Annotated in this window: 12 protein-coding genes and 1 other annotated feature; of the genes, 4 read left to right on the top strand and 8 right to left on the bottom strand. The window is 30.6% G+C overall.

Going from position 1 to position 12,549, the window contains the following annotated elements; genetic code table 11:
• The first annotated feature begins 3 nt into the window (after positions 1-3).
• A complete protein-coding gene (locus tag BV55_RS0104175) occupies positions 4-849 on the top strand; it encodes an Mrp/NBP35 family ATP-binding protein (RefSeq protein WP_029451523.1) in 846 nt (281 codons plus the stop codon).
• Between the two features lie 90 nt (positions 850-939).
• On the top strand, positions 940-1,128 hold the full coding sequence (locus BV55_RS0104170; RefSeq protein ID WP_029451522.1) for a ferredoxin: 189 nt from the start codon (positions 940-942) through the stop codon (positions 1,126-1,128).
• Between the two features lie 63 nt (positions 1,129-1,191).
• Here the strand turns inward: BV55_RS0104170 and BV55_RS0104165 are convergent, their stop codons facing one another.
• From BV55_RS0104165 to BV55_RS0104150, 4 genes are all read right to left on the bottom strand, one after another.
• Complete coding sequence (locus BV55_RS0104165; protein WP_029451521.1) at positions 1,192-1,371, bottom strand: hypothetical protein; 180 nt, start codon at positions 1,369-1,371, stop codon at positions 1,192-1,194.
• 51 nt (positions 1,372-1,422) lie between these two features.
• Entirely contained in the window at positions 1,423-1,875 is a 453-nt protein-coding gene (locus BV55_RS0104160) for a PadR family transcriptional regulator (RefSeq protein WP_029451520.1), read from the bottom strand.
• Between the two features lie 9 nt (positions 1,876-1,884).
• Positions 1,885-2,739, bottom strand: a complete 855-nt coding sequence (locus BV55_RS0104155; RefSeq protein ID WP_029451517.1) for a DegV family protein — start codon at positions 2,737-2,739, stop codon at positions 1,885-1,887.
• 192 nt (positions 2,740-2,931) lie between these two features.
• The gene (locus BV55_RS0104150; protein WP_029451516.1) at positions 2,932-3,933 is read right to left on the bottom strand and encodes a DUF3048 domain-containing protein; all 1,002 of its coding nucleotides are present in this window, start codon (positions 3,931-3,933) and stop codon (positions 2,932-2,934) included.
• Positions 3,934-4,258: 325 nt separating this feature from the next.
• Between BV55_RS0104150 and BV55_RS0104145 the strand changes: the two genes are divergently transcribed.
• The gene (locus tag BV55_RS0104145; protein WP_029451515.1) at positions 4,259-5,734 is read left to right on the top strand and encodes a leucyl aminopeptidase; all 1,476 of its coding nucleotides are present in this window, start codon (positions 4,259-4,261) and stop codon (positions 5,732-5,734) included.
• A gap of 29 nt (positions 5,735-5,763) precedes the next feature.
• Positions 5,764-7,488, top strand: coding sequence for a phospho-sugar mutase (locus tag BV55_RS0104140; RefSeq protein WP_029451514.1), 1,725 nt, complete (start codon positions 5,764-5,766; stop codon positions 7,486-7,488).
• Positions 7,489-7,552: 64 nt separating this feature from the next.
• Here BV55_RS0104140 and asnS read toward each other — a convergent pair whose 3' ends face one another.
• The 4 genes from asnS to BV55_RS0104120 form a co-directional block, all read right to left on the bottom strand.
• Positions 7,553-8,947, bottom strand: coding sequence for an asparagine--tRNA ligase (asnS, locus tag BV55_RS0104135; protein ID WP_029451512.1), 1,395 nt, complete (start codon positions 8,945-8,947; stop codon positions 7,553-7,555).
• A 58-nt stretch (positions 8,948-9,005) separates the two neighbouring features.
• Positions 9,006-9,262 (bottom strand) — a binding site (T-box leader).
• A 109-nt stretch (positions 9,263-9,371) separates the two neighbouring features.
• Positions 9,372-9,683, bottom strand: a complete 312-nt coding sequence (locus BV55_RS15795; RefSeq protein WP_029451511.1) for a hypothetical protein — start codon at positions 9,681-9,683, stop codon at positions 9,372-9,374.
• A gap of 200 nt (positions 9,684-9,883) precedes the next feature.
• Complete coding sequence (gene murC / locus BV55_RS0104125; RefSeq protein WP_029451510.1) at positions 9,884-11,263, bottom strand: UDP-N-acetylmuramate--L-alanine ligase; 1,380 nt, start codon at positions 11,261-11,263, stop codon at positions 9,884-9,886.
• Positions 11,264-11,314: 51 nt separating this feature from the next.
• Entirely contained in the window at positions 11,315-12,382 is a 1,068-nt protein-coding gene (locus BV55_RS0104120) for an HD-GYP domain-containing protein (RefSeq protein ID WP_029451509.1), read from the bottom strand.
• Positions 12,383-12,549 lie beyond the last annotated feature (167 nt).

The raw sequence follows: 12,549 nt of genomic DNA, 5'->3' as shown, positions 1-12,549 counted from the left end.
TTTATGAGTAGTTGTTCAAGTTGTCCTAGTAAAGATAAATGTAGTGTTAAAAAAGAAGGAAAAGAAAGTTCGTGTTCAAAGCTTTTACCAAAGCATGGTAACATAAAAAATATAATAGGAGTAATCAGTGGTAAGGGTGGGGTTGGAAAGTCTACAGTAACTGGTATCTTGGCTGTGGCATTAAGAAACCAAGGATATAGTGTTGGAGTGCTAGATGCAGATATAACAGGTCCTTCAATGCCTAGATTTTTTGGAATAAATGAAAGAAGAGCATCTATGATTCCATCGGGAGAAAAAGATGAGGTGAAATTTATTCCAATTGAAACCAAACTTGGAATTAAGGTTATATCAATAAATTTGCTTACAGAAGAAGAAGAACAACCTGTTATTTGGAGAGGCCCAATTATAACAGGGGTTTTAAATCAGATGTATTCCGATACTGAGTGGGGGGAATTAGATTATCTATTAATAGATATGCCACCAGGTACTGGAGACATAGCACTTACTGTAATGCAAAGCTTCCCTATATCTAATATGGTAGTTGTTTCAACACCTCAAGATATGGTTTCTATGATTGTTAAAAAGGTAGTAATAATGACAGAAAAACTTGGGGTAAATGTTAAAGGCGTAGTACAAAATATGGCTTATATAGAATGTGATAGTTGTGGAGAAAGAATGAGAGTATTTAGCAAAAAGTCTGCAGAGGAACAAGCTGAATATTTAGGATTACCACTTTTAGCAGAATTACCTATAAATTTAGATTTAGTAGAAAATTTAGAAGCAGGAACAGCAGAAGAATATGTAAAGGGACATAAAGAGTATAACGAAATAATAAATAAAATAATATAATATATCTTTTAATAACTAAAAGCGTGCATAAACACTAGATATAATGCTCATAATAACTTTAAATAATTTAATATTAGTGGAGGTTTTTTTATGAAAGCTAATGTAGATAAAGATGTTTGTATAGGATGCGGATTATGTCCTTCTATATGCATAGAAGTATTTGAAATGGATGATGATGGCAAAGCAAAGGTAATAGTAGATGAAGTACCAAAAGACCACATTGACGATGCTAAAGAAGCTGCTATAAGCTGCCCTGTAAATGCTATTTCAGTAGAATAAAAAAGACGGATTGTTTAGACAATCCGTCTTTTTTGTTAATATGTTAATGATTTATTGTTTTTGTTAGTAGAAGTCTAGAAGTCTTTGCTTTGATATAGATGAACAATTAGAAGAATATACATTTATATTATCTCCAGATTTTTTAAAACTAGAGGCTTTGTTTAAAGGCAATAAACAAAGAGTACAATCTTCAAATATAATTAAGGCTTCTGATGATGAGTTTTCAATTATTTTACCTTTCATATATAAATCACCTCTTAATATATAGTATTACGAATAAGGTTAACTATATACTTATAAATAAAGATCTTTATATATTAATTTAAATACTTCAAGAGCCTCTTCGATTTTATTTTGTAAAAGAAACTTTTTGCTTTCTAACTCAACAGCCCCCTCTGTAGTTAATGTATATATTTTCTGAAACTTTTTTTCTGGATTATCCCACTCACCTTTAACAAAGCCTTCCTTTTCATTCTTTTTAAGTATTGGATATATACCGCCAGTACTTGGTACCCATAGCCCATTAGTTTTTTCGCCTATCTTATGTGATATATCATTTCCATTAGTAGGACCTAAACTTAAGATGTAAAGTACATATACAGGAAGAAGGCCTTTTGTAAAAACTTGGCCTACGGCTTCCTTTTCTTTTTGTACTTTTTTAAGTTCTGATAGTTTTCGTTTATATTCTTCATATAAGCGTTTTTCTTCAGATTTTATTTCCTCATCACTAAAATCATTATTGTGCATATAATAAAACTACTCTTCTTTAAATATAGATATAGCTATGAAACCAGGGCCAGTATGAACACCTACTACAGGACCTACTTCGCCAAAACCTACAGTAGTAACATTATTATAATCCTTTAACATATCACGTATCTTTATACATTCTTCTAGGGCATCACCATGAGCTACCCAAAGGCTAGCTTTATGTTTGTCTATCTCATTTTTTATTATAGTTAAAAATTTTGATAGAGCTTGTTTTTTTCCTCTTATTTTATCATAGGTATAATAAACACCATCTTCATTTATGGAGATTATAGGTTTTATATTAAGTAATTCTCCGATGGTTCCAGAGACTCTACCTATTCTGCCACCTTTTTTTAAATATTCTAGGGTATCAACCATAAAGAAAACAGATACTTTATCCTTTATCTTTGGCAGACTAGATACTATTGATTCATAACTTTCACCTTTATCTATTAACTTACCGCATTCTACTATTAGGGGAACTGTACCAAAAGATATTAATTTAGAATCAAAAATTGTAGATACTATTTCAGGATGATTTTCACTAATAAGCTTAAGGCTATTTGAGGTTCCAGATAAGCCACTAGATATACAAATTGCTATTGCATGAGTATACCCTTCTATTTTCAATTTCTCAAAAAGATTATTCATATCATTCATTGATGGTAATGAGGTTTTAGGTATTTCAACTTTTAAATTATCATATACATATTGAGGTGTTATATCCACTCTATCAGTATATTCCTTATCACGATAAATTACCTTAAGGGGTAGTATATGAACATTATATTTATTTATAAATTCTTCTGGTAAATCAGAAGTGCTATCTGCAATTAATGCTATTTTCTGTAGGTTTTCCAAATTTAACGCCTCCAAAACTTTATTTATTTATTCTATTATATCAACATTTAATAACTATATCAATAGTGATATATATCAATAGTGATATAGTTATTAAATTTATATAAAAAAGATGTATATAAGTGGTACGTCTTTTTAAAATATTATATTTATATAATAAAGTCTTAAAGATATTAATAGTTAGCGACTTTTTTAATGAAGAGATATTTCATTGGATTTATCTACTATGTTCCACCAAGTTTTACCCTCACTTAATGAGACTATATTACCGTTCTCATCTTTTAACTCGGTGACACTATTTGAGTCTTTTTTACTCCAAAGTATTGGGATTACCTTACCTTGGCTTAATACATACCCATTACCTTCACCAACTAAAGGTATTTCCACGTGAATTTTGTCTTTGCTTAAAGTTATAGTAGTTTGTTGAATAACTATGTTACTTAATTTTATTTCAGAGTTATTTGATTTGTCTATAAATATATCTTCACCAATAAACTTTTTATATATACCTTCTTCATACTTATAAGATGTATCATAATATCTATTCATATTTATTTTTATATCACTGCAATTTTTAAAATCTTTATTATTCCAATAAGAAGAATCAAATTTTAAATTCGAAGTTGGGATTTTGTTAAATTGTTTTTCGGTTAATAGTGATGTTATCTTTTCGCTTGATGTATAAAGGTTATGGGGAGGCTTTTTAGAATTATCTCTCCAATATGCATCACCAAATTTCATTTCATTTAGACTCATAAGATTATTTAAATTAATTGATTTTAAAGCATCTTCACTTCCTCCGCAATGTGCAAAGGGAAGATCTAGGCTTTGAGATATTTCTATGAAATAAGGTCGTACACTTCGAATTGGGCCTATTTCTTTAGCTATTTCCATGTGAAATAGGGCTATGAACCTAGATATACCACCTTCGGCCATGGTTTCAAAAACAATGTCTGCATTAGATAATCCTGACTGAGGTCTGGCATCTTTTGAATTTTCTATTATAGCCATAAAAGGTAGTGAGGTATTATTTGAAGTCATAGGTTTACCTGTAAAAGGGAAGGTCTTTTCTTCTATAGAATCAGAAACATCAATAGGTAAAGGTTCAGGATTGTCAGGCGTGATAGCTTCGTGAGATGAGCACCCGTATAAGATTGTAGAGATTATTAGTATAGATAAAATCTTTTTATGCATCTTTTCCTCCTAAGGTTAAAATTTATCCGATGGCTACCATCCGTAACACACCTATCCTCTTCAAGGTGGGGGATGACGGCTACTACGCCCCTGGATAAGTTCTTCTAAGACCCAGATGGAGAGATGTATTCCTTATAAGCAAACTCCACCTGTGTCTAAGAATCACTTGATCATAGGGTATTAATTAAAAAAATATAGATATTTAATTATATGCCTAAAATAAATAATTAATTCCAATAAAATAAATAATAATGATTTTCTTTATTGGAATTGAATCTAAATTGAATTATACTGTATATAAAGAATGGATTGGAGGGTGATTACAATGGATTTTTTTATTAAAGATTTGAATTCTGTTGATTATGAGGGATTAATTTATCCACTTTTTTATGGGGATAATGGAGAAGATATTTGTGATTGTGTAAAATCTAAGGTTCAGAAGTTAAAGGGCTCAGACAAGTTTAAAGGTGAATGTGGAGAAATATTTTGTATAGTAGAAGAGACTGAAGATAAACTTCAATATACTTTATTATTAGGACTTGGGAAAAAAGAAGAACTAACTTCAGAAGGAATAAGGATAGCCTATTCTAAGGCTTTAAAAAAGGCAAAAGAACTTAAACTTAGCATGATAGCTGTGAAAATGTTCAATTCAGAAAAGATATGTATAAAAAGAAGAATAAAGGCTATGTATGAAGGAATGGTTCTTGGGGATTATAAGTTTGATAAGTATATAAGTGATAAAAAAGAATCTTCAGTAAAAAGCATATTTATAAAAGCTATTAACGATGAAGATATAAACAAGGCACAAGAAGCATTACATGAAATCAAGATTTTAACATCATCAGTTATTGAGGCAAGAAACTTAGTAAATGAACCAGCTAACATACTTTATCCTAAAGAATTAGCTAAAAGAGCTGAAAAGATTGGAGAAGAGTATGGATTTGAAGTAGATGTTTATGGTAAAGATAAGATAGAAGAATTAGGAATGCATTCATTTCTCGAGGTAGCTAAAGGTTCATCAAGATCTCCAAAGCTCATAGTTATGAGATACATGGGTGATGAAGAAAACAAAGAAGATATCCTAGGGCTTGTAGGTAAAGGGCTTACTTATGATTCAGGTGGATATTCAATAAAGCCAACAGATGGAATGGTTATAATGAAAAGCGATATGGGTGGTGCGGCAGCTGTTATAGGAGCTATGGCATCTATATCTAAGATCAAATTAAAGACTAATGTTGTTGCAGTTATTGCTTCTTGCGAAAATATGATTTCTGGAAAGGCTTACAAGCCAGGAGATATAATATCTTCTATGGCAGGTAAAACTATAGAAGTATTAAATACAGATGCAGAAGGACGTTTAACATTAATAGACGCAGTTCATTATATAATAGAAAAAGAAAATGTAAGTAAGGTTATAGATTTGGCTACACTTACTGGAGCTGTATTAGTTGCTTTAGGTGATACTACAACAGGAGTGGTTACAAATAATAAAGACTTTTACAAAGAGCTTGAAAGAGCTTCAGAGCTCTCGGGAGAAAAGGTTTGGGAACTTCCATCTTTTGATGAATATAAAAAGCTTATTAAATCAGATATAGCAGATTATAAAAATATTGGTGGAAGAAATGCCGGTACAATAACAGCAGGATTATTTATAGGTGAATTTGTACAAAATAAACCATGGTTACATTTAGATATAGCTGGAACAGCATGGAGTGAAAAAGATAATGGATACTTATCTAAAGGCGGAACAGGGGCAGGAGTTAGAACTTTATATTATTTAGCAAAAGAAAAGTGTAAATAATATGAAGTAAAAGGAAGGGGAAACTTTATATGAATTACAAAGATAGATATGACAGTTGGATTGGAGATCAGTACATTGATGAGGATACAAAAAAAGAGCTTAGAGACTTAAAGGGCAATGAAGTTGAAATAGAGGATAGATTTTACAAAGATCTAGAGTTTGGAACAGCTGGATTAAGAGGTAAGCTTGGCGCTGGTACTAACAGGATGAATGTTTATAATATATCTAAGGTTACCCAAGGTCTTGCTGATTATATTAAATCAAGAGGGCAAGATTATGTTAAAAGAGGAGTTGCTATAGCTTATGATTGTAGACACTTTTCTTCAGAATTTGCAAAGACAGCATCCTTAGTATTAGCTGCAAATGGAATAAAAGCCTTTTTATTTGAGAGCTTAAGACCTACACCAGAGCTTTCATTTGCAGTTAGAACCTTAGGTACAGCAGCAGGGATTGTGGTGACTGCTAGTCATAATCCTAGAGAATATAATGGATATAAGGTCTATTTTGAAGATGGAGCACAAATTTTAAGTGAAATGGCTGATTCCATAGTTGAAAACATTGAACAAATTAAGAGTTTTAATATGGTAAAGACTATAACAGAAGATGAGGCTTTAAATAAAGGATTACTTAATTACTTAGGAAAAGAAATGGATGATATGTATATATCTATGGTTAAAAGCTTAAGTATAAGAGATGATGTAGATAAGTCTATAAAGATAGTATATACACCATTAAATGGAACAGGAAATATACCAGTTAGAAGAGTTCTTAATGAAAGAGGATTTACTAATATAATTGTGGTACCTGAGCAAGAATGTCCTGATCCAGACTTTACTACAGTAGGATATCCTAACCCTGAAGATACAAAGGCGTTTAAATATGCAGAAGCATTAGGGAAAAAAGAAGGTGCAGAGCTTTTAATTGCTACAGATCCTGATTGTGATAGACTTGCTATAGAAGTTAGGGATAATAATGGAGAGTATGTACCATTTACAGGTAATCAAACTGGAGCAATATTAATAAAGTATATACTTGAAGGCCTTAAAGCTAAAAATAAGTTACCTAAAAATGGTGCTATAGTTAAGTCTATAGTAACTGGGGATTTAGGTAAAAGAATAGCAATGGATTATGGAGTTAAAACTTATGAAGCATTAACAGGGTTCAAAAATATATGTGGAAAGATTCCTGAATTTGAAAAGACAGGGGAAGCTGAATTTATATTTGGATACGAAGAGAGCATAGGTTATGTAACTGGTACAAAGGTTAGAGATAAAGATGGAGTAAGTGCTTCTATGTTATTATGTGAGGCGGCAGCCTACTATAAATCTCAAGGTAAAACGTTGATACAGGTACTTAACGAAGTTTATAGTGAATATGGATATTATAGAGAAAAGCAGATATCATTAGTTCTTGAAGGTGTTGAAGGAAAAGCTAGAATTGAAAGAATGATGGTTCAGTACAGAGATAACTTCATAAAAGAATTTAATGGTGCAAAACTTGAAAAGTATACAGATTTTAATGAAGGAACTACACTTAATATAGCCACAGGAGAAAAAGAAAGTGCCGGAATACCAAAGTCAGATGTACTTAAGTTTATTTTTGATGATAAGAGTTGGTATGCGGTAAGACCATCTGGAACAGAGCCTAAAATAAAGCTTTATATTTATACTATAGATGAAAATTTAGAAAAAGCAGATAAGAAGATAAAGGATATTGAAACTTTAGTTTTAGAAAAGCTAGATAAAGTTAAATAATAAAATAAAAAGAAGTTTATAAGATAATTTTCTTATAAACTTCTTTTTTAACCACTAATAGACTTTAAAAATCAGCATTATTTGGTGTTCTTGGGAAAGGTATTACGTCTCTAATATTAGATATTCCTGTGATGTACATTATAAGTCTTTCAAACCCTAACCCAAACCCAGCATGCTTAGTAGTTCCAAACTTTCTAAGTTCTAGGTACCACCAGTAGTCTTCTTTATTTAGTCCAAGTTCTTCAATCCTTCTTTCAAGGGTATCAATTCGTTCTTCTCTTTGGCTTCCACCAATTATTTCACCTACCCCAGGGACTAAGCAGTCCATAGCGGCTACGGTTTTTTCATCATCGCTAAGTCTCATATAAAAAGCTTTTATTTCTTTTGGATAATCTGTTACAAAAACAGGCTTTTTAAATATTTCTTCAGTTATATATCTTTCATGTTCTGTTTGAAGGTCTATTCCCCATTTAACAGGGTAGTCAAACTTTTTGTTTGATTTTTCTAAAAGCTCAATAGCTTCAGTGTAGGTTACTCGCCCAAAGTCTGAGTTTACTATATTAGTTAATCTTTCTATAAGACCTTTATCTATAAAGCTATTAAAAAACTCCATTTCTTCTGGAGCGTTCTTTAATATATAGTTTATAACGTACTTTAACATATCTTCTGCAAGCTGCATATCATCATTAAGATCAGCAAAGGCTATTTCAGGCTCTATCATCCAAAATTCAGAAGCATGTCTAGCTGTATTTGAATTTTCCGCCCTAAAAGTTGGACCAAAAGTATAGATCTTTTGAAAAGCTAAAGCATAGGCTTCACCTTCAAGTTGACCACTTACAGTAAGGTTTGTTTCCTTTCCGAAAAAGTCTTCTTTAAAATCTATTTTACCATCCTCAGTTCTTGGAGGATTTGACATGTCTAGTGTAGATAATCTAAACATTTCACCAGCGCCTTCAGCATCACTACCTGTTATGATTGGCGTATGAGTATACACAAAGCCTTTTTCTTGAAAGAATGTATGGATAGCAAATGCAGCCATAGAACGAACTCTAAACACTGCGGAGAATGTGTTGCTTCTTGGTCTTAAGTGAGCGATAGTTCGTAGGTATTCAAGACTATGTCTTTTCTTTTGTAGCGGATATTCTGAAGATGACACACCCTCTACAACTACCTTTTGTGCCTTAAGTTCAAAGGGTTGCTTTGAGTCAGGAGTAGGCACAAGAACTCCTTCTACATAAACAGAAGAACTTATAGGAAGTTTAGTTATTTCTTTAAAGTTATCTAAGCTATCTCCTTCTAGAACTACTTGAATATTTTTAAAGAATGTTCCATCGTTAAGTTCCATGAATCCAAAAGCATTAGAAGATCTAGATGTTCTGATCCAACCATTTACTTTAATATTTTGATTATAATATTTTTCGCCATTCCTATATAGTTCTTTGATTTCTAAAGTTTTCATTTTACAATCCTACCTTTCTAATTATTAAAATTAAATATAAAAAAAACCTCTCATCCGATAAAGGGACGAAAGGCTATATTTCGTGGTGCCACCCAAGTTTGTCAACATATATATGAATATGTTGATCTCTTTAACAGCACAATAAATGCTGCTCAATTATAACGGATTGATTCCGTCTAAGCCTACTTTCACATTAAATGATTTTGGTTAGAAACTCAAAGATGTTCTTCAATATAGGGCTTGCATCGACCTTTCACTCTTGCCGACTCGCTAAGGCAACCTTCCTAAATTTACTCTTCTTATCATAGTTGATTTAAATTTTTTTATCAATAATCCAATTTTACACTAAAATCATAATTAATGCAAATATCTAAAACACATAAATAAGGATATTTATGCAAAGTTTAAAATGCTTAATAATGAGTTATGCCTGTTTTTTATCACCTGCTCCTCTTGTTGGTACTGTGGAAGCTACGAATCCGATTATAGGTGAAACTAGTGCAGGAGCTACTACGTTTATATATGCAATATATCTAGTCTTATATAAAACTAGAGCAGTTAGTGAGGTTATAACAGTAGATGCTAAAAAGATATATATTATAAATTTTGCAAAGGAAGACATAAATTTTTCATATATTCTATGCCTCGTAGGACCACTTATGATAACTTTAAATATAAAAAAGCTTATTAATATAATTATCAAATTTGCAACTGAAGATACTAAAAAGTTCATCATATAAAACATCTCCTTTTTTAATTTAAAATAGTACATTATACCTACTAAAATAGGATTAAGATTTCATAAAAAAGTAATATAAAAATTAATCCTTAAATCTAGTATTATCTATAATAATATTTTTAAACCAGGAAACATATTATAAAGTAAAATTATTTTTTTGTTTTTGAAAGATCTAATTATAATAGCTATAAATTAAGCTAAACAACATCTAAAAACATTTCTCCAACTTTAACTACATCTCCAGCACCTACAGTTAATATGAGATCTCCTTTTTTTACTTTAGAATTTAGATACTCTAAAGTATCCTCAAAGTTATGGAAATTTAGGCACTTTAAACCATTATCTCTTATTTTATCACCTAACATATTTGAATTCACAGTTCCATCATCTATTTCTCTAGCGGCATAAATATCAAGTAAAAGTATTTCGTCAGCGTCATTAAAGCAAAGAGAAAATTCTTTTAACAAAGATAAAGTTCTGCTATAGGTATGAGGCTGAAAGACACAATATATCTTATTATGTTTAAAGTTTTTGGCAGCTGACAGTGCAGCTTTTATTTCTGTAGGGTGATGGGCATAATCATCTATAACAGTTATTTCATTCTTTATACCTTTTATCTCAAATCTTTTATGAGCACCTTTAAAGCCTTCTAATCCAGATATTATATACTCATTATCAATATCTAAGGCAATAGCAGTAGCTACAGCAGCTAAAGCATTTAAAATATTATGATTCCCAGGAACGTTTAAGCTTAAGGAAAATAAATTTTTGCCTTTATAGTATAGGTCAAGTTTACTCTTACCTTGATCATCGAATCTTATATTCCGACCTTGTACATCTCCACAATCAATCCCAAAGGTTAATATATTGCAGTTAACCTTGCTCATTATATTAAGAACCCTTTGATCCTCAGCATTACATATTAGGTAACCATTCTTTGGTATTAGCATTCCAAATTCTGTAAAGGCAGATTCGATATCATCAATGTCCTTGTAATAATCTAGGTGGTCTGCGTCTATATTTAATATTAATCCTATATAAGGAAAGAACTTAAGAAAGGATCTTTTATATTCGCAAGATTCTGTAATAAAATATTCACTATTTCCGGTTCTAAAGTTACCATCTATTATATCTAAATTTGCTCCCACTAATATTGTAGGATCTAGATTAGCAGAAAGAACTATATGAGATAACATTGATGTACAAGTAGTTTTACCATGAGTACCTGCAACTGCTACATTATACATATGACCTTTCATGATTTTGCCCAAGAACTCGGCCCTATCCATTAAATTAATATGATTTTTTATAGCATATTTTAATTCTGGATTATTACTCGGTACAGCTGCAGTATAAACTACTAAGTCTACATCTTTAATGTTTTTATCGTTATGACCTATGTAAATCGTTGCACCTTGTTTTCTTAGTTTATCTAAAACATCTGAATCTTTCATATCTGATCCGGAAACACTAAAGCCATTTTTAAGCATTATCGCAGCAAGGCCACTCATACTTATACCACCAATACCTATAAAGTGGATTTTTTTATTTTTATCATTTAGAAAATCAAAAGACAATATATTTCACTCCTTTTAGTATAAATAAATTTAACTAATTATATATCAAAGCTATAATAAATCTGTAATAAAAACATTATTTTGCTTACTTAGATCTAAAAAACTTTCATCAAAGTAAACAATGGGTTTTGAAATATAGTTATTATTAATTTTTAATATTTTGGCTATTTTACCCGTGTTTAATTTTATGAGTTCTCCTTCGTAATAATGTATCATATTTTCTACAAAAGTTGTAGAAAACTCAGGATCTAATTTCCCAAAGGAATCTTCTTTTATTATTTCTAAAGCTTTCAAAGGGTTTTGTTTCTGTTTATAAGGTCTATTTGACGTTATAGCATCAAATATATCGCTAATTGAAGTTATTTTAGCATATATATTTACTTTGTCGCCAGTTAAACCTAGAGGATAGCCGCTACCGTCTATCCTTTCATGATGCATAAGTACTCCGATTTCAATACCTGGGTCTATATAAGGAATGGATTTTACTATATCATATCCTTTTATAGGATGAGTTTTCATTATATTAAATTCTTTAGTGGTAAGTGGGCCAGCTTTATTAATTATATTTGAAGGCATTTTTGACTTACCTATATCATGTAATATTCCGGTATAAGTTAAGAGCATTATTTCTCTTGAAGAAAAATTCAGCCATTTTCCAAGCATTCCATTTAAGGTAGCCACATTTACTGAATGACGAAAAAGATAACCATCAGTAGTTCTTTCGCTAATTATATTTTTTATTATTATACCTGTATTTTTCATTTGACAATGAATATCTTCAGAAAGATTTCTTATAGAGTCAACTTGTATTTTAGAATTAGACATAACCTGATTAAATATAACCTCTGCGCTATCAGAGAATCTTGAAAAGTCACTTTCTACTTCTAAATATTCTTTAGAACCTTTTGAGTTTATTATTTCTAACTCATAATTGTCTATATTTTTATATATATTTATGGGGTTAGTAGGAAAAAGATATTTAATCTTATCTATAGTATTTTCAGTAAGCTTTGTGCCTTCTGACAATAGCTTAAGATTTTTTATATATAAGCTTTTTGCAATTATCATTCCAGGTTCAAGGTTAATTGGAAGAATAGATATTATTTTGTGAGCGTTCATTATCTTCTTTCCCTTCTGTATAAATATTTATTCAGCAATATATCTAAGTATATATAATCTTATTTTACCATAGATGGATATTTATATTAGCAAATATTACTTAATTTATAAAACAGTATAGGTTATGCAAAATATAGAACGGAATTTATTTAATATATCTACATTAT

The sequence above is a fragment of the Clostridium algidicarnis genome (assembly GCF_000703125.1).
In the GTDB taxonomy this organism is placed as follows: domain Bacteria; phylum Bacillota; class Clostridia; order Clostridiales; family Clostridiaceae; genus Clostridium_L; species Clostridium_L algidicarnis.
Note: the sequence above shows the minus strand (reverse complement) of the source record. Positions and strands in the feature narration are given on the sequence as shown.

Coding starts and splice junctions, on each gene's coding strand:
- BV55_RS0104175 (WP_029451523.1), top strand. CDS start 4: ATGAGTAGTTGTTCAAGTTGTCCTAGTAAAGATAAATGTAGTGTTAAA.
- BV55_RS0104170 (WP_029451522.1), top strand. CDS start 940: ATGAAAGCTAATGTAGATAAAGATGTTTGTATAGGATGCGGATTATGT.
- BV55_RS0104165 (WP_029451521.1), bottom strand. CDS start 1,371: ATGAAAGGTAAAATAATTGAAAACTCATCATCAGAAGCCTTAATTATA.
- BV55_RS0104160 (WP_029451520.1), bottom strand. CDS start 1,875: ATGCACAATAATGATTTTAGTGATGAGGAAATAAAATCTGAAGAAAAA.
- BV55_RS0104150 (WP_029451516.1), bottom strand. CDS start 3,933: ATGCATAAAAAGATTTTATCTATACTAATAATCTCTACAATCTTATAC.
- BV55_RS0104145 (WP_029451515.1), top strand. CDS start 4,259: ATGGATTTTTTTATTAAAGATTTGAATTCTGTTGATTATGAGGGATTA.
- BV55_RS0104140 (WP_029451514.1), top strand. CDS start 5,764: ATGAATTACAAAGATAGATATGACAGTTGGATTGGAGATCAGTACATT.
- asnS (WP_029451512.1), bottom strand. CDS start 8,947: ATGAAAACTTTAGAAATCAAAGAACTATATAGGAATGGCGAAAAATAT.
- BV55_RS15795 (WP_029451511.1), bottom strand. CDS start 9,683: ATGATGAACTTTTTAGTATCTTCAGTTGCAAATTTGATAATTATATTA.
- BV55_RS0104120 (WP_029451509.1), bottom strand. CDS start 12,382: ATGAACGCTCACAAAATAATATCTATTCTTCCAATTAACCTTGAACCT.